We start from the raw sequence: 20,533 nt of genomic DNA, 5'->3' as shown, positions 1-20,533 counted from the left end.
TAAAGCGAAAAAACTAAAATATTTAGAAATTTTAGAATAGGGATATTGGAAGCTGTTCAGTATGCCAAATCTATCAAAAAAACATTATTTTTTGTTTTTCCTAAAAATACAATTGTCTTTTTAAGAAAAATTGATTATGATTTTAAAGTATATTCAACGTAGATAGAACAACAGGAAAAGAGGCGTTATGGAGTGGCCAACAAAGAATTACAAAGAGGATTAGAGGCACGTCACATCCAAATGATCGCGCTTGGCGGTACGATTGGTGTGGGCTTATTTATGGGTTCGGCAAGTGCCATTCAATGGACAGGACCTTCTGTACTCCTTGCCTATGGAATTGCAGGTATTTTTATATTTTTCATTATGAGAGCAATGGGTGAGATGCTTTATATGGAGCCAAGTACAGGCTCTTTTGCAACATTTGGCTATAAATATATACACCCTCTAGCAGGCTATTTAACGGCATGGAGCAACTGGTTCCAATGGGTAATTGTTGGTATGTCAGAAATTATAGCTGTGGGAACATATATGCAGTATTGGTATCCTGATTTACCAGCATGGATACCGGGTCTCATTGCGATGATCATATTAGGTGTGGCAAACTTTATCTCGGTTAAATCTTTTGGTGAATTTGAATTTTGGTTCGCCATGATTAAAATCGTAACGATTATTTTAATGATTGTAGCAGGCGTTGGCCTGATTTTCTTTGGCTTTGGTAATGATGGTATTGCGATTGGCTTATCGAATCTATGGAGTCATGGTGGCTTCTTTACTGGCGGCTGGACAGGCTTCTTCTTTGCATTATCGTTAGTAGTCGCAGCATATCAAGGGGTAGAGCTTATTGGGATTACAGCAGGGGAAGCAAAAAATCCACAAAAGACAATTACGAATGCCATTCAAAGTATTATTTGGCGTATTTTAATTTTCTATATCGGAGCCATCTTTGTCATTGTGACAGTGTATCCGTGGGATGAATTGGGTACGATCGGTAGTCCTTTTGTTGCGACATTTGCCAAGGTAGGTATTACTGCGGCGGCAGGTATTATTAATTTTGTCGTTATTACAGCTGCTATGTCTGGCTGTAATAGTGGTATTTATAGTGCAGGACGTATGTTATATACTCTTGCGATGAATGGACAAGCACCTAAATTTTTCGCGAAGCTTTCCAAAAATGGAGTACCTTTATTTGGTACAGCTGGCGTGTTAATTGGTTTAGTGGTTGGTGTCATTTTAAGCTATATTGCACCACAGAATTTATTCGTCTATGTGTATAGTGCAAGTGTTTTACCCGGTATGATACCATGGTTTATTATATTAATTAGTCAAATGAAATTTAGAAAAGTGAAAGGTGAACAATTAGCGAATCACCCTTTCAAAATGCCATTAGCGCCTATTACGAATTACTTAACGATTATCTTTTTAATCATGGTACTGGTTGGCATGTGGATTAATGACGATACGCGTATTTCTCTAATTGTAGGAATTATTTTTTTAATAATAGTAACAATTAGTTATTATGCATTTGGTATTGGCAAAAATCGATACAGTACAGATCAAGGTAAATAGCAAAAAAGATGTTTCTCTTAAAATAAGAGGAGCATCTTTTTTTTGTCTATTTTTGCTAGCATATTTTTTACATAAATGTTCGTAAACGTGCCAAACTATAAAAAACTCTATGTGAACTGGTATTCGTCGGAATAAAAGGGGTTGAACGGAATGAACGAAATGCCTGAACAGCTTGTTGCTAAATTAAAGAAGGAAATTAATGATGTAGATGATGTAAAACTAAATATGATTGCTACAGAAGAAGGGGATGTTACCCTTATCTATTTTTCCTCTCTTATAGAAAAAATGACCTTACAAACAATGGTATCTATTCCGTTAACCAATAATATGAAACAAATTCATCAAATGGCTCAATATGTGGACCCTAAGGACATACAAGAAGTTATCAAAAAACTGAATTCTGGGCAAACACTGCTGTTTTTTCATGAAACCAATGCGCTATTAAGTATGGATACGTATAGTGCTCCTACAAGGGCCATTACGAATACTGAAACGGAATCAACCGTTATAGGGCCTCAGGATGCATTTACAGAATCTTTGGAGACCAACATTTCTCTAGTGAGAAGACGAATTCAAAGTGCTCAGCTAAAAAATGAAAATCGTATTGTTGGTTCAGAGGCTAATATTAAAATTTCCATTATGTATATGGACAATATTGTGAATCATAAAAACTTGGATGATCTTAGAAATCGTATTGATCAGGTGGTATTTCCTTTATTTACGGATATATCGGTGTTGAAGCAATTAATTGAGGATAATCCATTATCACCATTTCCTCAATATTATATGACGGTACGCCCCGATAGTATTTGTCGCTACCTTATTGACGGCCGAATTGTCATGTTTATGGATAATAGCCAATTAGCAATTGTCTGTCCGACCTCTTTTTTTGAAATGTTCGTGTCGATTGAGGATTATTATAACCGATGGACAACAGCCTCTTTACTTAGAATGCTACGCTTCTTTGGTTTTTTCTTAACGATTATGATTACGCCCATGTATATTTCTGCCTTAACCTTCCATCCAGAAATATTGCCATATGAGCTTTTATTAAATCTTCAAGAATCAAGAAGTAAAGTTCCTTTTCCACCTCTCATTGAAGTGTTATTTATCGAACTTATTGTAGAGGTATTACGGGAAGCCGGTTCTCGAATGCCTGCCAAAGTCGGACAAACAATCGGTATCGTAGGCGGTATTGTCATAGGGACTGCGGCTGTGCAGGCAGGGCTACTTAGTAATATTCTTATTGTGTTGGTGGCCACTTCTGCACTATTATCTTTCCTACCACCGATTTTCTTGATGAGTAATGCTAGCCGATTTGTGCGATATATTTTCATTTTATCGGCTGGGTTATTTGGTCTATTTGGGCAAATGCTTGCCTTTGCTTGGTTAATTCATCATTTACTAAGTTTAAAATCATTAGGAACTCATTATATGACGCCAGGTATACCGAGAAATCCAACCGATTTGTTAGATAATGTCATCAGATTTCCTATCAACTATTTAACGAAAAAATCCGGCATTTCAAGGGCTCAGAAAAAAACGACAGAGGAGAAATGAGGTAAAAGACTTGAGCGCAGCTAACGTAAAGATGTTAAATCGCTATCACGTCATTTTTTTGGCCCAGAGCATTATGGTAGGGACCGGCATACTATCATTGCCACAAAAATTAAGTGCTATGGGCTATACCGAGTGGTTTATGCCCGTATTATTCGGTATTATCGCTACCTTAACTCTTTGGCCGATGATTTGGCTTTGCTCTAAATACCCGAATGAACATTTATTTCGTATCAATGAAATTCTTTTCGGGAAAGTCTTAGGGAAAAGCCTTAATCTCTTGTTTGTCATTCAATTTATTATCTTTAGTGCAGGAATTATTAGCAACTATATGCATCTCATACAAAGTACAGCGTTACAAGAGCAAACCATCACATTGCCTGTGCTGTGTTTCTTACTGTTGCTGATATATATTGTAAGTGGTGGTATCAAATCTATTGCCAGATTTTGCATGATAAGTTTTTTTATTACAATCGGCATGTTCTATTTTACACAGTGGGCTATTGAAAAAGGGGAGGTAAGTCATTTACTCCCTTTATTCAATTTTAGTGGGCTAGATTTCTTTAATGCATTTAAAGAAGGGTATTTATCAGTCCTTGGCTATGAATTAATTATGTTTTACTTTCCATATATAATCGATCAAAAAAAAGCCTTTCGTCATTCATTGATTGGTATTTGGATTAGTATTCTCCTTTGTTTTTTCACGACAGTAGTAAGCGTCATCTATTATTCTGAATGGCAGTTGAAAAACGTAGAGTTTTCCGTTTTAAATTTATTTAAAGCCGGCGAACTTACCTTTGTGGAACGAATCGATATTATTGGTATAACGTTATGGGTATTTTTTATATTATCCACGGCCACTGCCTATGTGTGGTGTGCCAAATTAGGCGTGGATACGTTGTTTAAAAAGAAAAATAGTTATCAATTATATGTGATTGCCGCTATCATTTTTTTGATTATTAGAATGCCATTTTCTCGAGAATTCCAAGAGAAACTTTTTACAGCAAGTAATTATATTGGGTATATGCTAATTATTTGGCCAATCTTCTTAAGCATGATTTATATAGTTCGAAAAAAGAAGGTGCAACAATGAATAGAAAGCTTCTACTAAGCATCACACTTGCGCTTTTATTATTATTAGCTGGTTGTTCAAGAAAAGAGTTGAAGGTACCTTTAGAGGATATTGGTATGGTTGGGATAATGGCTTTCGACTATATGGATGAAGATCAAATGAAATTAACGGTCGCTATTCCTCAATATTCCCCAGAGGCACAACAAAAAACACAAATTTTTTCGGTGTCTACAGATCTTGTATCGAATGGCATCGTAGAAATCGAAAAGCTTTCGGATAAAAAAATTGTCTTTAACCAATTACGAGTTGTGCTGGTTAATGAAGATTTTGCACGAAAAGGTGAGATACAAAATGTCATTCAGCATCTATACAGGAATGCTGAGGTGGGCAATAAAGTCCTCATTGCTATTGTGAAGGACAAAGCAGAAGCCATTATAAAGGGAAATTACCCGGATAAACCAAACATTAATATTTACATTAATGATTTATTGGAACCCAGTATAAATACAGCATTTAATCCGAATACGAATATTCATGATTTTATGTATACAATAACGAATCCTGTGACGGATACAATCATCCCATATCTTGAAAAACGCGATGATAAAATTGAAATTAAAGGTGTTGCTGTTTTTAAGGGGAACCATATGCATGAAGTGATTAAGCCTGAGGAAGCGTTGATTGTTCAAGCATTACTAGGAAGAAAAAGTCTCGCACCTCTCCATTTAGATCTACATGAGGGATATGGGGAGGAAAAATTGATGATTGATTTAATTGAGAGCTCTATTAAAATGCAAAGTAATAAGAATGTTGACTCACCAAAGCTCATCATTCGCCTAAAGATTAAAGGAACGTTAAGCGAATACAAAGGGTCGAGAGAATACGAGTTGAATACGATTGAAAGCATTAGTCGGTTAGAGAAGGATGTAAATAAGCAGCTAGAAGAGGATATTACCAAGTTTTTAGATAAACTAAAAAATATGGATGTCGATCCTAGTGGGCTAAGTGAAAAATTTAGAATGTACTATCATGGCAAGTGGACGACCAAAAAAACGAGGGAAGTCATTAGCAAATTACAAACAGAGGTACATGTTGAGACGTCGATTATTAGTACTGGTACGTTAAAATAAGCAGGACAATCCTTATGGTGAAGTGGATTGTCCTTTTCGTTTGTTTAAGATTTTCGCATAATAAAGCTTAAATGTCTGCCTGCCTGTTTGTCCTGACGATAGGAGAAGCCATCAGGGCTAAGGAATGTACAAGTGGCATCAACTTGGATTTGCTCAGATGGAATACCAGCAAGTTCACATTGCTTTTTCACAGTTTTTTGATTATCAATATGATATTTCTGCGTTGCTGCATTAAAATACATAAAATCGTCTGCATAACCAAGACTGCGGAACTTCTCATACACATCAGCATCTACCTCGAATTTTTGCTGGCTTAAAGCCATACCGATTTGAACGTGAAAATCCTCAGGTCGGCATTGTTCTTGTTCCAACAAATGCTGGAACAGTTTAGGTGTAATTTCTTTGGTAGTACCTTGCCAGCCTGAATGAATGACGCCCACTAAACCATTGACAGCATTATAAAAAATCACAGGAACGCAATCGGCTGTAAAACTGCATAATAATAAATTAGGCTCAAACGTATAAAGAGCATCCGTGTTTTTCACTGCTGTATCCATTTGCTCAGCGCCACGTCCTTTATCGGCAAATGTTACTCGATGAAAGTTGGCGCTATGTGTTTGCTCCGTACAAATAAAATCTTGCAGATTGCAGTTCAAAGTTGTGGCTAATTGTTGACGATTGTCAATGACATCATGGATATTATCGCAAGTATGCAAAGCCATATTATTATGCTCTAATTCCATTGGATCCTTTAAGGTAGTTCCAGCGATAAATTGATCATTATCTACATATATTTTTGATTTCATTCAATCACCCCGCTTTACTATATAAGATTCCACTATGAATGTATAGGTTCCACTCCCTTGAATATTTGTTACTACTTTCCCTTACCCTACTAGCGAACTTTTAGACATAATGAATAGATTTCTTCACATATAGTATGGGGAATCCTATGTGGAAGGAGAGAATAAAAAGATGCCTCAACTAGATATTTTATTAATTTGTCAATTAGGCATGGGTCTTTTCTGGATCATTACATATATTTTAGTTATTTATAAAGGATGGAAGGATAAAAAATACGGTATGCCTATGGTTGCTATTTGTGCCAATATTGCATGGGAATTTATCTTTACATTTCTTTACCCACAAAATGACCTTCAACGATTGATTACGCTCACATGGCTCGTTTTAGATGTCGTGATACTGATGCAATTTTTACGATTTGCGCCACCCGAATATCGAAGAATTCTCTCTAAAAAATTATTGTATGCCTCTTTTTTAGTCACTTTAATGTTCAGCATGTTGATGATTTTTGGGATTATTCATCAATTTCAGGATTATGAAGGGAAGTATGCAGCATTTTTGCAAAATCTCATGATGTCTGGGTTATTTATCGGATTATTATTACGAAGAGGGAATTTAGATGGTCAATCTATGGGCATTGCAGTCTGTAAGATGATTGGAACTTTGTTTGCTGCGATTGGCTTTTATCTCTATTTCCGTACACCGTTCATGACCATTATTTCTATGGCTACTCTTTTTTATGACTGTCTCTATATTTTACTAATTTACAAAATGAAGAGGAAATTATCGACGAAGTAGTGATTATTAGGTAACTATTGGTGGTTTATATAATTGGTAATATTTGTTGATTACAATGATATTGCAACTTGATGACAAGGTGCATCTTCATAAAGGTTGTTAAAAAGGGATTCGTCAAATTTTGTAGTTCATCTGTCATGTATTTGTAAAAATCCTTCCAAATATTTTGTGATGATTATTGCTCTGAAACTATTTACGATATTAGAAGAGCAAACAGGAAGGATGATAGACATGTTGAAAAAAATAAAAAAAGCAGCACTTGCTTCAGTTATTGCAGCTTCATTATTACTACCAGTGGGGGCAATGGCGGCTGAATCCTATACAGTCTCATCTGGTGACACTCTTTGGAAAATCGCTTTGAAAACGGAAACAGGAGTACAAGAATTAATTGATGCAAACCCACAACTTGCCAATCCAAATCAAATTTATCCTGGTCAAAAAATAATGGTCCCTGTAAAGGAACAAGCAAGCGTTGAACAAGAGGTCGTTAAACGGGTTAATGCAGAACGTGCGAAAGCAGGTCTTTCGGCATTACAAGACGATTGGGAGTTATCAAGAGTAGCTAAATACAAGTCGCAGGATATGCATGATAAAAATTATTTTGACCATACAAGCCCAACGTATGGTACGCCATTTACGATGATGAAAAACTTCGGTATTTCTTATCAATCAGCTGGTGAAAATATCGCCAAGGGTCAACGCTCGGCACAGGAAGTCGTTACAGCATGGATGAACAGTGAAGGTCACCGTGCTAATATTCTCAGCAAAAACTATACACATATCGGTATAGGGTATGTAGCGGATGGCAACTACTGGACGCAAATGTTTATACAAAAATAAAAGAAGAACTGCCCAAATCAGACGGATTTTGGGCAGTTTTTTGTTACTTCACAATTGATTGCTCCTAGAAGCTAGTATAAAAGCAATGCATTATTAACATATATCAGAGTGAAGAACTATTTAGAACGTACCTACTCTGAATAATAAAATCGACAATAGAGTAAAAGTTATGAGTATACTACAGCAACAATTAAAAAAGTCGAATCAAATTAATAATTTTATTAATTTTAACTGTAAAAGGCATCAGTACCAGTCAATGATGCCTTTTATGAGCTTCAATGATTTTTGAGGGCAATCGCCTTAGCGCGTGAGTTGACCCCAAGCTTACTATAAATGGTAGATAAATAAACACGAACAGTTCCTTCTGATAAATGCAGGCGCTTAGCTATTTCACGATTAGATATACCATCTACTAGTAAGCCATAAATATCCTTTTCTCGTTGTGTTAGCATTACTGGGGCTTTTGAATGGAATGTAGTACCTTCTTTCAGATAATTAAAATAAACAGTAGGGACGGAATCCCAACGTTGATGAAGCTGCTCGAAATAAATGGCTAATAGGGGTTCTAAATCCTTTTCATCTAAAAATGATCGAACATAATAGTAGGGTGCTGCAAGTACGAAAGCCTCGTGTAAAGTTTCTAAGGCAAGTTCTTGGTGACCTATATGATATTGGCAAATTGCTTCTAGTATTGTGGCTTCAATAATTGTAGCAATTTGCTCCTCCTGCTGTGCTTTTATTTTTACTTGGATCAAGCTCGTTAAGGCTTCGTTCGGCAGTTCCTTCAATAATAGTAAACGGGCGTATACGATGAGCCAGAAGGGTTGTTTCGTTTTCGTAGCCTGTAAGATTATCTCAGCCTGATGACTATCACCAGCGTTAATATGACAGTAGGCTAGCATAATTTGTATAGATGTACGCCAATGCTTTTCAGTGACATCCTCTAATAGATGGGTCAGCATAGCAAGAGCTGAACTTATCTGATTTTGCTGTATATAGATTTTTGCTTTAAGAAGATACATCGGAATACATAATCCAAGATCTTGTAATTGATGGCCTAACTTAAGCGCCATCTCAATTTCTTTATGAGTAAACGTTATTAGGTTGCGTTCATATAAAGATTCGGCGGCAACACCATAGCTAAAAGCGGTGACATTAGCAGTTTGTAAAGACGTTTCTCGAAAAAGCTCACTTATTACAGCTCCTTGCTCCATTGTTTGAAGCTTTCCTTTCGACCCAATGCTCGTTCGTAAAAGTTTATATTCAAAACTATTGTAGGGGATAGGCACATGATCCCATCTAGAGGGGATGTGTCCTTTTGCGAGCTGTTTTTTCATAATTTCTTCAACCATCTGTAAATCACCACCAGAGGCAACGATGGCAAAAGCCTTAGCGCTTTCGTAAATATAGGTCATGGCCGCATGTTCCTCTTGCTCCATCCATTGTTCTGTCAGTTGGCGTAATTCAAGTTCCTCCATAAGAGATGACGCAGTTTCAACTTCCATAGTTGAAATCGAGGTTAAAAAGCCGATGACTAGCATTTCATAGGAGACTTTATATTGATCACGACGAAGCCGGTGCAACCACCGCATAAAGGTTGCTGTCTGACCTGATAAAAAAAGTTGAACAAGATGCTCAGTCATCCATGGCGTCGCTAGTTCGTATTGTCCATGTTTAAGTGCTAATTCAATGGCAGAAATATAATCCCCTTGACCATAAATGAATTGAGATGTTTCTAGAACAAGATTATGTATGTCCTGCTTCGAAAATTGTCTTGTTAATTCCATTTGCAAAGCTTCCGCTAATAAATGATGGTACCGGAAAATAGGTTGTTTGGATTGCAGCCGAATGGTGAAAAGTCCTTTAGCTTCCAAATGCTCCAATTGTTCAAGACTATTTGTCTGCGTTGTCAATTGATCACAAATAGCAGGATCCAACTCCTGTAATAGGGAAGTGCGCAGCAAAAATTGTTGTGTTTTAGATGGTAGGTTATGAATAATTTCTTGCCATAGAAATTCTGAAATAAAGGGCTGTGCAGTTTCTTCAAACGATCCAATTTCATGGTCATTCGCAAAGCTAGTTAACAATAATCCAGCTACCCAACCTTCTGTTTTATCTAAAATAGCTTGCAGCTGTTGGTGATTGAAGGTAGGGACATGTTTGCAGGAGAAAAATCGCTTCACCTCCTGTAAAGTAAAGCGTAAATGTCCAGAATGGATTTCATGTGTCCATTGCTTAACCCGCCACTTAGCTATTGGTAGTGAGGGGACAGAACGAGAGGACATATAAATATGGGCGTGACTAGGTAAATACTCTACGAATTGTATCATGAGTTGATGAATAACTGGATTCTCTATGACATGATAATCATCTAGTACAATCGAAATGGGCTGTTGAAGGACATTTATTTCTTCTACTAGAGAATAGATAAAAAATTCAAGCGTTGCAGAGTCCTGGGAGTTTAGAAGTGGTGTAAGAATTTGATGCATGTTACTTTTAGATGACCTAGCAATAGCATGTAAAATATATGTCCAGAAACGTATAGGATCATTATCAGCAGCATCTAGAGAGACCCATGCAGTGGTTTCTTTTTTATTTTTAAGCCAGCTACTTAGTATACTGGTTTTTCCATAACCCGCAGGAGCACGTAAAATGGTTAATTTCACATGTATATGTTGATCTAATAAATCGAATAATTGTGTTCTTTCAATTAAAGTGGGTGATTGATGTGGCATTGTTATTTTAGAAGATAATAATGTTTGAGGCATCTTAACTTCCTCCTTTAGTTCAGAAAAGTTCCACAATTTACATTGTACTAAACTATTATCATTTTTTCGTATGTTAATAGTCCTATCCTTTCCTTCTTTAATTATTTGAATGGGGTGGACATTTCAAAACTAAGTCAAACGTTCTTCCTCTTTTTATCTTCAAATTTCAGAGCGCATATCTTCCCCAAAAAACTAGCATTTAAAAGTAAAGCAACTAATTACAACTAGTTAGATTAGGTGAATGTACAAGAAACCTATTTCTGTGGGCATATAGTAGCCATATATGTCAGGGAGGTAGTTCAGTGTGAGAAAAGAACCGAAATTTTTGAGAATCAAGTTGAAATCAAATCCAGGTTGTCATTGCCATTGCTGCGGTTTTTGTTGCCCTTGTCGTTGTAATCACCCTTTTTTACCGGTACCACCAAGCTGTAACTATCTTGTCTATGTAACAGACGCTGGACAATTAGAAACTCCTGATAACAGAGTCTCAGTAATAGATACAGCAACCAATATGATAGTTGCCACCATTCCAGTAGGGACTGCTCCACTAGAAGTAGCGATTACACCAAATGGTGCGTTTGGGTATGTGCCAGCGCTTTTCTCCGATAATGTAACTGTGTTTAATACAGCAACCAATACGGTAGTCACTACGATTCCGGTAGGAGATGAGCCTCTTGGTGTAGCGATTTCACCAAATGGAGCACTTGCCTATGTTTCAAACCATGGTCCAGCAGCTAATTCTGTATCCGTTATAGATACAGCAACTAATACTGTAACTGCCACTATTCCAGTAGGGCTCCAACCTCAAGGTATTGCTTTTACGCCGAATAGTGCATTTGCTTATGTGGCAAATGAAAATTCAGGGAATGTATCTGTTATAAATACAGCAACCAATATGGTAGTTGCTACTATCCCTGTTGGAATCCGCCCAAGATCCATTGTTTTCACACCGAGTGGGCAATTTGCGTATGTGACAAATGAAAATAGCAATAATGTATCTATCATTAATGTTGCAATCAATACAGTAGTGGGTACAATCCCTGTAGGAACCGGACCTGTAGGAGCAGCCATTACACCTGATGGTACATTTTTGTACGTCGTCAATAAAGGTAGTAATACTGTATCTGTCATCAGTACAGTGACCAATATGGTGATAGCTACAATCCCTGTTGGATCTTCACCTGACCAAGTAACGATCCTGCCGAATGGTACTTTTGCATATGTCACAAATCAAACTGACAATACAGTGTCTGTCATAGATATAGCTACCAATATGGTAGTGGATACAATCCCAGGGTTTAATGGACCGACTGGTATAGATACAGGGGTAATTTGTCTATAGGATGGAAAAAGCAAGTTATTTTCATTCACGATTATGTGCTTGTGACTTAATTGTTTCAAAAAACTGTAACTTTTTATACTCGTAGGGCTTCATTCCTTGGCAGGACGTGCCAGTTGAACCAAAATTGGGTTAAGAACTGGAAAGAATACGTTATGAAAAATTTACACATAATCGAAGAGCGTAAAATGGGGGTAGCGGTCGTTTACTTCTAACTATTGGTGCCATGCTACCCTAGTGTTACATAACTTATCAACTGTAATCCTCAATCGTAAACAAATCCTGATTGTGAGTGAAGTTTTATTTGAACAGAACAAATAAATATCTACAAAAGCCACACACTATAGGCAATATATGAATAAGATGTCTCTGTAGTATGACCATAGGGGTAGGTGTTTGTGTTGAAAAAAAAGTGGGTTTCCGCGTTCTGTGTTTTATGTATAGTTGGACTTGTAGGTTGCCAAAAAAATTCGAACAATGACCCAAGGATAGAGGAAGAAAATCAACAAGTAAAACAGCAAATCGAAGAATTGAAAAAAACAGTTACCTATGAGCAAGTGCCACAAAAGGAATCGGCTCTTATAGAGATTGTAGATCCTAAGACAAAGAAGATTATTGAAACTATTTCACCGAAGGATAGTGGCTATGAGACAGAGCTGCAAGCCTATCAGCGGAATATTGAGCAGTTAGCAAAGGAACTAGCAAGAGGGACTAGTGAGAAGGAAGGCTATGACCAGCGCATGATGCTCGATCGATTGGATGAAGCAGGAAAGGTTATTAAGGGAAGGCCGCAAATGATTTTAAAGGAAAGTGAATTAGTGGAGAAAATTCTAGAAGCCTCTGCTACTGGTGGTCAAGTGGAGGTACCTCTTTATTTGACTCAAAGTGGCTATTCATTAGAGGACATTCCTTATTTAGAAGAGGTCGTTGTGGCATCCTATACGACGTATTTTAATAGCGCTGACGTAGGAAGAAATAAAAATATTGAGCTTTCTGCGGAGGCTATTAATAATGTCATCGTTGGTAGTGGGGACCATTTTTCATTTAATACGATGGTCGGACCTCGAGATGAAGCAAATGGCTATCAGCCTGCACCAGAAATTATTAATAAAAAAGTGGTTATGGGCATTGGTGGGGGCGTTTGTCAAACTTCTTCAACCCTGTTTAATGCAGTGGATCAACTACGAGTTAAATATGTAGAACGTCACCATCATTCCTTGGATATAGGATATGTGCCAAAGGGAAGGGATGCGACTGTTTCCTATGGGAGCTTGGATTTTAGGTTTCAGAACACGAGTGATGTTCCTTTTTTAATTCAAACAACCTATGGAGAAAATTTTTTGACGATTGACATACGAACAGCTGAAAAATATGTAGAAATATTGACAAAGGAATAATGCTGTGAAAAGACACCATAGGACGTTGGTGTCTTTTTTAACTGGCATGATATAGTTGAAATTGGATATATAGTAAACATTAGGGAGAGGAATAGACAATGCATCAAAACTACTGGCTGTTATAGAAGCGATGGGCTTTATTGACACTGTATTCACCTCAAAACCTACATAGCTTCAATGTTCCCCGAATTATATTTTCTTGTTTATTTTTTATCCTTTGTGCTGTTACAGCTGCTTCAATTTCTCCGATTGCCCAATGTGTTGAAGGTGAGTCTTTAAATGAAGGTGCTGTAATTCTATCTAGAGCTGGTCTTTCGAATAGTTGGTTGAGCACTTTTCTGCCAGTTCACGTGTTAACGTATCATTCAGATTAAACGTATTGGTACTTGTTCCCATAATTCCTATAGCAGTTACCTTTTCAATTGAAAGTTTAAACATCTGTAAATGTTTTGCCGTTGCCCGATGCCTGAAAATTTTGTTGTGTCTTTGTGTACATACAGTTTCAATACTGCCACTACACCTGCTATTTGTGCTCTTGTAATCGTCCCATTTGGATTAAATATTGTATCCCATTATAACGTTAAAACTGGATTACTGGCTGTGGTACCGATGCTGTTTCCACTTTAGACATATTAAGTTTTTTAATTATTAAGTTATAATGTATAAAAAGAGGATATAATTAACAAATGAGTATTATGGAGAGTAGGCAAATAAAGTACTTAAGAAGTATCGCTTTATTATCAAGATTTTAATAATAAATAGAATGGAGTGATATTGTAATGACATGGTTAACAATTGTTGGATTTTTTTTACTCTTTATAATATTTATAACTTGCGGTACTTACTTATTACTTAAAAATAAAAAGGAAAAAAATGTGCATAATAATATATTAGGTTTTATTTTTTTATTAGTAGGGATAATCCTATTAGTATTAAATTTATTATTTTTGCTCGATTAATAACTTGAAAATAATACCTAATACTATATATAACCAAATATATGGTTAAATTCCAAATTTCGCTCCAATTCTTGCAAATGCTAAAGAAATGGAAAAGAACAACTTCCTAGCTACATCCAAACAAATAATTGATAATTCGGACTTCAATTCAGAATTAGGTATGGTTGATAAGGAAGCAATTGAATACCTTGATAGCCTTCAAATAAATGTAATTGAAGATAATGAAAATTAGAGTCAATTGAAAATGGTAAACCGATGGTCGCAACATTTGATAAGAATTCTAATATTCTAACAACTCAAATTAAGGGCGATGATTCATCTAAATTAGTAATAGATTTGAATGAACTTGCAGCTTTAGAAGAGTCCATGAAAGAACAGACATCTGGTGATATTAGCGCTTTCGCATCTTCGATGAAACAAAATATTTTCACAAACTATGAATATACTATTGAATTTACTTCACCTGAATCATGGCAATTACATAGACCGAATCCTGATAATCCAATAAATCGATAGTGAGGTCAATGACATAGCTGAACAAAGTGCAGAGGAAAGTATTGATTGGCAGGCGATATTGAACAACTGAATGTGATTGTTCAATTGGTAAAAGATTTAGCGATGAAAGCCAAAATTCTTGGTTTGAATGCGTCGATAGAAGTAGCTCGTTCGGGTGAGCATGGACGTGGTTTTGCAGTTGTCGCATCTGAAATACAAAAAATGTTCCAGAGCAATACAGAAAGTGCGAATAGTATTACGAAACAATTAGAAAGCATTAAACAATCCATTGATCAGGTGACTGCTTCTGCTAATCAAATTGCTGCCTTTACACAGCAAGTTGCGACGAGTATGCATGAATTAAGCGATCCTTATAAAGGGGTAAATAATTCTGCTGAAAAGTTAATGCAGATTAGGCGAAATCAAAGACAAGAAATTTAAAGGATAATAGCCGAGTGAAGGGCTATTATCCTGCTATAAAATAATCTCTAAAATTTCATCGGGTGTCGCTACTTTGTATTCTGGCTCTTCGTTTTGTATGACTTCAATTGCGTCATAGCCCCATTCTACCCATATAATAGGTATGCCTGCTTTTTTACACGCGACAATATCCCTCTGTTCATCACCTATATATACCACTTCAGATGATGAAACATTTGATTCCTTCAAAAACTTTTTCATGACTTTATCTTTGCTAAAAATACGATTGGAGCAAAGGACATCTGTAACACAGTGAATGCCATTTATTTTGAGAAATTCTACAATATTGTCCTTTGAATTAGAAGAGATAATCAAAATCTTATATCCTCTATTATCGAGTTCGAGTAATACTTCCTTCATCCCTGCAAAAAGATGAACATCGTTTAATGATTGGCGATATAGCTTGTAAAATTGCGGTAAAATCATAGGTAATTTATACATTGGAAAGTCAAATAACTTACTACGTTCTGAAATCGATAATTTTTTTAATGTATCAATTTCCTTCAATTCAATTCCTTTAAATTTATATTTTTGTGCTAATGTATTCCATGCTGATGCAAACACAGCAGTTGAATCTGCCAACGTTCCATCAAAATCAAAAATTATAGTTTTCATTGCAAACTTTCTCCTTTATTATCTAGTTGTATTGACGTTTTATGCTTAAAAATGTTACATGGAATGGGCGACCAATTGTTAGGTCATGAAACATGGACAACAGTCATTTTAAAAGCTACGTAATCATCTTATGGTAAATATTATCAGAAAATGCTGGGTTTGCAATGGAAAAGATGCAACAAAGGAGGGTGTCTCAAAACTCTTATGAGACACCCTCTATAGCTACCTAATTCTTTTTGTGTTTTAAGTTAGGGCTAATACAAATTCGCATGCCATTTTAGGTGTGTTGTACGTTTCAAACCATAAAGGTAAAGAGGTACTCACTTTATCTCCAGTACTTATGTGATAGTTCTGTTTTTATGGGAGAGAGCTATTCTTTTTTTGTCGTGTTTTTACTAAATAATAAGCATTGACGGAGGAGGCAATAGGAATAATTAGTGCAATGCCGATGCCTGCGCAAAAAATTGTCATCATTTCCGCACTAAAGACTTTGGAATTGACGATTTCGCCAATCGAATAAGAGAGATCCTTAAACCATATCAATAAACTTAAATAGCCACCAAAGAAAGCAAAAAATAAAGTATTTGTATCGGTTCCTAAAATGTCTCTCCCAATACTTATTCCAGATGTAAAAAGTGTCTTTCTACTGATCGAAGGATTGCGATAAAAAATCTCATGCATAGAGGTAGCAATGGAAATGGCAACATCCATAATGGCACCTATCGTACTCATAATAATGACCGATGCACCAATCTGCACGAAATTAACACCGATATAGAGAGAAAAGATACTTATTTCTTCTGTTGATTCTTCGCCAAATCCTTGAATCATGGCCTTTTTCGTTATAAACGTAATAAAAAGCAATAAAACAACAATTGTTACCATTGTCGAAATAAATGCAGTAATGGTTTTACTATTTGTTTTATTAATATAAAACAAACTAATGCAACTGATGACAGTACAAGCAACAAACGTTAGAATAATAGGGCTGTTTTTAGGGTTTGTCATGAGGAAAATGGTCACGAAGAGAACAGCAAAATTTAAAAATAAAGAAAGAAACGAGCGTAGGCCTTGCTTACCTCCAACTACCACCATCAATAAACATAAAATAATTGCCAAAACAACGATAACATTCATTCTTTAACCCTCTTTCGATTAATAAAAAAAATAGCTGTATATTGACTGATAGGTATTGTCAGGACTACTCCAATACCCCCTGCAAGGGCACGAGCTAGCTCTAATGAAAGATTCAAGGATAGAGTGAGTCCTAATGTAGATGAATTTTTCAAATAGAGGATGACCATTGGTATGGAGCCACAAATATACGCGAAGAATAGAATGCTTGTAATGGTACCCATAATGTCTTTTCCAATCTCCTGACCAGATGCCTTTAAAGCTTGTAAAGAAATACGAGAGTCTTGTTCATATAGGGCGTAAATAGAAGAGGACATAGTAATCGCGACATCCATAACAGCCCCAAGTGAACCAATGAATAAACCAGCCATAAAAACAGTTCGGTAGGGACGTGTTAAAAATTGCATTTCCTCATAGCGTAGGCCGCTTTCTCCCGTCAACCACATCACAGCAGAGCTAATACTAAGGGCTATGATTGTCCCTAAAAGAGTAGCTACAATGGCTGCATATGTTTTCGTATTCAATCCACTAATCAGTAACAATGAAATAACAGTAAATAATAGGACACACACACCACTGATGAATAATAAATTGAGGCTGCCATGCTTTACGTAAAGGTCTAATGCAAATGTTAAAATACTGGCATTTACGACTAAGCTAATAATGGCAAATAAACCTTGTCTTTTTCCGATGATGAGTAGCGCAAAGATAAAAGTCCAAGTGATAATCATGATTGTTTGATCTCGTTTCAAATCGAGAATGGTCCCCGTTAAATCTGACTGTGTCGAATGTGCATCTATTGCGACAAAAATTTCATTGCCGACAAAGTATTCTTGATCAAAGGCTCCAGACGAAGAGTAGTCATTCATCAAATCAATTATTTGTCCTTTGTGCTGCCCATTTTTAAGTACAGCCTTAATTTGCTGCGTATACAAAGTATCGTCATTGTCGTACATATCTGTTAGAGGCTCTGATTCTACCACTTTGACATTCAATATTTCAGCAATCGGTCGATCATAAAATTGTTCATTATGATGAACGAAAAAGATCGATATTCCGCAGCCGAGTATTAATAGGGCAGAGAAAATACGTTGTTTAATTGTTAAGTTTCTTAAAAATTGCAAGGGAATGACCTCCTAGTGGACTGAATAGTCACTTGTACAGGAACGATTTTAACAATAGTAAGTTCCGATATATTATTAAGTGTAACGATAGGCGTGCCATATTCCAAGGCATATAAGAATAAGAACGTGATAGGACATTTGTAATCTAGAAAGATTTATGGTAGATTAGTGGATACTATAAAATCGAAGGGAGGACGAAGTAATGGGAACTGTTTGTGCAAAAGGTTTAACTGAAATAGTGGTGAAATCTTACAATCTTTGTGGAGGTTTGCTGGCAAAGGGAGAAGTATGCCCTTTTTTAAGCAAATTTCATATCGATGCAGGTTCCGGTTGCTTCTAGCCTTCTTTAAAACTGATAGTATCCAATCAAATAAGATGTATAGATACAAAAACGCCGGTTCTTAACGGCGTTTTTTTGTTTAATAGTAAAATTTAACATGCCCTCTTGTTCATAGGAGGGGTGGAAGGTGCCGTTTTATGACGGCACCTTTTTTGTGTTTGAAAGGAGTGAAAAGTGATGTGTAACCTTATATGTCCATTTATTTCTTGAGCGATTAGCTTATTAGTAATGGATAAAATAAATAAGGAGATGGAAAAAATGATACTTCAATTAAATGGAATTAGTAAGAGCTACTTGGGAGAGCCCATTCTTTCTAACATAACGATGAAAATGGAACGTGGCGATCGGATTGGACTTATAGGTGTAAATGGAGCTGGAAAATCCACGCTACTAAAGATGATTGTAGGGGATATTCCTTATGATGAAGGCGATATTTATAGGGGGAAAGGAATTAAACTAGGTTATTTGCAACAGGATAGTGGATTGCAGCCAGACCATACGATTTGGACTGAAATGCTTGGGGCATTTACGGAGCTTCTAGAGGTTGAAAAGGAACTTCGAGAGTTGGAAATGCAGATGAGTGAGTCTTCTTATCTAAATGCCCCTGAAAAGCTGGAACAAGTGATGCAGAGATATGCTAGCAAATCCGATTGGTTTTCACAACAGGGAGGCTATGACATCGAGGCAAAAATAAATAGTATGTTAAATGGAATGGGCTTTAGTAGTACACCGACAGACACACTTATCGAATCATTAAGTGGTGGTCAGAAAACTAGACTGGCACTTGCTAAAATTTTATTAACGCAGCCGGATTTGTTACTGTTAGATGAACCGACCAACCATTTGGATTTTGCGACTTTAAATTGGCTGGAAAGTTATTTACGTGGCTATCAAGGGGCCATTCTTGTTATTTCACATGATCGTTACTTTTTAGATGCCCTTGTCCATGAAATTTATGAGATTGAACGTACTCATGGAACAAAATACAGCGGTAACTATTCTAAGTATGTGGAAAGCAAGACTAAAGATCGTGAACTGCTGGAGAAGAAATATACGATGCAGCAGCAGCAAATCACAAAAATGGAGGATTATATTCAACGGAATATTGCTATGGCTACTTCCTCAAAAAGTGCCAAGAACAAAAGGAAACAGCTTGAACGGATAGAACGTCTTGAAAAGCCGCACAAGAATCAAAAACATGCACAAATGACATTTGCTACTGATAAGAATTCACATAAAGAAGTACTGAAGGTAAAGGACCTAGTACTCTCCTATCAGTTACATGCGGGCAGAAAAATATTAATGGAAGATATTGAATTTTCATTATATAGAGGCGAACGGGTCGCATTAATAGGCCCAAATGGTGTTGGGAAATCAACGTTATTGAAGGCATTGTTACATGAATTAACTCCGGATCGTGGCGTTATTGCATGGGGAAATGGTGTGACAATAGGCTATTATGATCAGAAGCAAGAGTCATTACATCCTAATCATACAATATTACAAGAGGTATGGGGTACCTTCCCTTCGATGGAAGAGGCAAGAATACGGACAGTGCTTGGTAATTTTTTATTTACGGGAGAAGATGTCCTTAAAAAGATAGCCTCCCTTAGCGGTGGAGAAAAAGCGCGTGTAGCCTTAGCAAAGCTAATTTTGCAAAAAGCAAATGTACTTATAATGGACGAACCGACCAATCATCTTGATTTATTTAGCAAGGAAGTATTGGAGAAGGCGCTTTTGCAATTTGATGGCACATTATTATGCATTTCTCATGATCGTTATTTTCTTAATAAGCTAGCAAATAAATTACTAGCATTATCTCCAACTGGTGTGACCGCCTTTTCAGGAAATTATAATGATTATGTTCAAAAGTTAAGTCATTAAAGGACTAAGAAGCCACCTCTATAGTAAGAGGTGGCTCAGACTGTAGACAAACTCAAAAAATTTGAGAGTTTGACTACAGTCTTTTTTCTTTTACAATAAAATAAAGTAAAGCCGTTGATTTTCACTACAGGCGGACGCTTTCCGCGGGCGGGGTCGAGCTGCTTCCCTCGCTTCGCTCAGTCCAGGATCTCGACTTTCCCGCTTTTCCCGCAGGAGTCGCCGCCCTTCGTT

At 36.5% G+C, this 20,533-nt stretch carries 15 protein-coding genes and 1 pseudogene; 11 read left to right on the top strand and 5 right to left on the bottom strand.

What is annotated here, in order from left to right; genetic code table 11:
- Nucleotides 1-192: 192 nt before the first annotated feature.
- From ACOZBY_RS00080 to ACOZBY_RS00065, 4 genes are all read left to right on the top strand, one after another.
- On the top strand, nucleotides 193-1,566 hold the full coding sequence (locus ACOZBY_RS00080; RefSeq protein ID WP_012293688.1) for an amino acid permease: 1,374 nt from the start codon (nucleotides 193-195) through the stop codon (nucleotides 1,564-1,566).
- Between the two features lie 150 nt (nucleotides 1,567-1,716).
- Nucleotides 1,717-3,126, top strand: a complete 1,410-nt coding sequence (locus tag ACOZBY_RS00075; protein ID WP_012293689.1) for a spore germination protein — start codon at nucleotides 1,717-1,719, stop codon at nucleotides 3,124-3,126.
- 10 nt (nucleotides 3,127-3,136) lie between these two features.
- Nucleotides 3,137-4,216 (top strand): GerAB/ArcD/ProY family transporter, encoded by a 1,080-nt coding sequence (locus ACOZBY_RS00070; protein ID WP_422761178.1) that lies wholly within the window; start codon nucleotides 3,137-3,139, stop codon nucleotides 4,214-4,216.
- Nucleotides 4,213-5,325: a Ger(x)C family spore germination protein gene (locus ACOZBY_RS00065; protein WP_012293691.1), complete on the top strand. Its 1,113-nt coding sequence runs from the start codon at nucleotides 4,213-4,215 to the stop codon at nucleotides 5,323-5,325. The genes ACOZBY_RS00070 and ACOZBY_RS00065 overlap by 4 nt, the downstream gene beginning before the upstream one ends.
- A gap of 44 nt (nucleotides 5,326-5,369) precedes the next feature.
- Here the strand turns inward: ACOZBY_RS00065 and pgeF are convergent, their stop codons facing one another.
- On the bottom strand, nucleotides 5,370-6,131 hold the full coding sequence (gene pgeF, locus ACOZBY_RS00060; RefSeq protein ID WP_012293692.1) for a peptidoglycan editing factor PgeF: 762 nt from the start codon (nucleotides 6,129-6,131) through the stop codon (nucleotides 5,370-5,372).
- A gap of 169 nt (nucleotides 6,132-6,300) precedes the next feature.
- Here pgeF and ACOZBY_RS00055 point away from each other — a divergent pair, with 169 nt between their 5' ends.
- Nucleotides 6,301-6,927 carry a hypothetical protein gene (locus ACOZBY_RS00055; protein WP_031418021.1) on the top strand — a complete coding sequence of 209 codons (627 nt, stop codon included), beginning with the start codon at nucleotides 6,301-6,303 and terminating at the stop codon, nucleotides 6,925-6,927.
- A 231-nt stretch (nucleotides 6,928-7,158) separates the two neighbouring features.
- A complete protein-coding gene (safA, locus tag ACOZBY_RS00050; protein ID WP_031418022.1) occupies nucleotides 7,159-7,767 on the top strand; it encodes a SafA/ExsA family spore coat assembly protein in 609 nt (202 codons plus the stop codon).
- Between the two features lie 275 nt (nucleotides 7,768-8,042).
- On the opposite strand, the gene ACOZBY_RS00045 is transcribed toward safA, so the two are convergent.
- Nucleotides 8,043-10,535 (bottom strand): LuxR C-terminal-related transcriptional regulator, encoded by a 2,493-nt coding sequence (locus ACOZBY_RS00045; RefSeq protein WP_031418023.1) that lies wholly within the window; start codon nucleotides 10,533-10,535, stop codon nucleotides 8,043-8,045.
- 403 nt (nucleotides 10,536-10,938) lie between these two features.
- On the opposite strand from ACOZBY_RS00045, the pseudogene ACOZBY_RS00040 reads away from it, so the two are divergent.
- The 4 genes and pseudogenes from ACOZBY_RS00040 to ACOZBY_RS00025 all read left to right on the top strand — a co-directional run.
- Nucleotides 10,939-11,877 (top strand): annotated as a pseudogene (locus tag ACOZBY_RS00040) (beta-propeller fold lactonase family protein); the annotation flags it as partial.
- Nucleotides 11,878-12,275: 398 nt separating this feature from the next.
- The gene (locus ACOZBY_RS00035) at nucleotides 12,276-13,271 is read left to right on the top strand and encodes a VanW family protein (RefSeq protein WP_036166100.1); all 996 of its coding nucleotides are present in this window, start codon (nucleotides 12,276-12,278) and stop codon (nucleotides 13,269-13,271) included.
- A 1,196-nt stretch (nucleotides 13,272-14,467) separates the two neighbouring features.
- Nucleotides 14,468-14,746, top strand: coding sequence for a geobacillin-26 family protein (locus tag ACOZBY_RS00030; RefSeq protein WP_257216280.1), 279 nt, complete (start codon nucleotides 14,468-14,470; stop codon nucleotides 14,744-14,746).
- A 45-nt stretch (nucleotides 14,747-14,791) separates the two neighbouring features.
- Nucleotides 14,792-15,166: a methyl-accepting chemotaxis protein gene (locus tag ACOZBY_RS00025; RefSeq protein ID WP_230586089.1), complete on the top strand. Its 375-nt coding sequence runs from the start codon at nucleotides 14,792-14,794 to the stop codon at nucleotides 15,164-15,166.
- A gap of 33 nt (nucleotides 15,167-15,199) precedes the next feature.
- On the opposite strand, the gene ACOZBY_RS00020 is transcribed toward ACOZBY_RS00025, so the two are convergent.
- The 3 genes from ACOZBY_RS00020 to ACOZBY_RS00010 form a co-directional block, all read right to left on the bottom strand.
- Nucleotides 15,200-15,820, bottom strand: coding sequence for an HAD-IA family hydrolase (locus tag ACOZBY_RS00020; RefSeq protein WP_012293705.1), 621 nt, complete (start codon nucleotides 15,818-15,820; stop codon nucleotides 15,200-15,202).
- 357 nt (nucleotides 15,821-16,177) lie between these two features.
- Nucleotides 16,178-16,957 (bottom strand): YibE/F family protein, encoded by a 780-nt coding sequence (locus tag ACOZBY_RS00015; protein ID WP_012293706.1) that lies wholly within the window; start codon nucleotides 16,955-16,957, stop codon nucleotides 16,178-16,180.
- Nucleotides 16,954-18,078 carry a YibE/F family protein gene (locus tag ACOZBY_RS00010; protein WP_012293707.1) on the bottom strand — a complete coding sequence of 375 codons (1,125 nt, stop codon included), beginning with the start codon at nucleotides 18,076-18,078 and terminating at the stop codon, nucleotides 16,954-16,956. Before ACOZBY_RS00010 ends, ACOZBY_RS00015 begins: the two co-directional genes overlap by 4 nt.
- A gap of 598 nt (nucleotides 18,079-18,676) precedes the next feature.
- Here ACOZBY_RS00010 and ACOZBY_RS00005 point away from each other — a divergent pair.
- Complete coding sequence (locus ACOZBY_RS00005; protein ID WP_031418030.1) at nucleotides 18,677-20,302, top strand: ABC-F family ATP-binding cassette domain-containing protein; 1,626 nt, start codon at nucleotides 18,677-18,679, stop codon at nucleotides 20,300-20,302.
- Nucleotides 20,303-20,533 lie beyond the last annotated feature (231 nt).

The sequence above is a fragment of the Lysinibacillus sp. NPDC056220 genome (assembly GCF_049315265.1).
In the GTDB taxonomy this organism is placed as follows: Bacteria; Bacillota; Bacilli; order Bacillales_A; family Planococcaceae; genus Lysinibacillus; species Lysinibacillus pinottii.
Note: the sequence above shows the minus strand (reverse complement) of the source record. Positions and strands in the feature narration are given on the sequence as shown.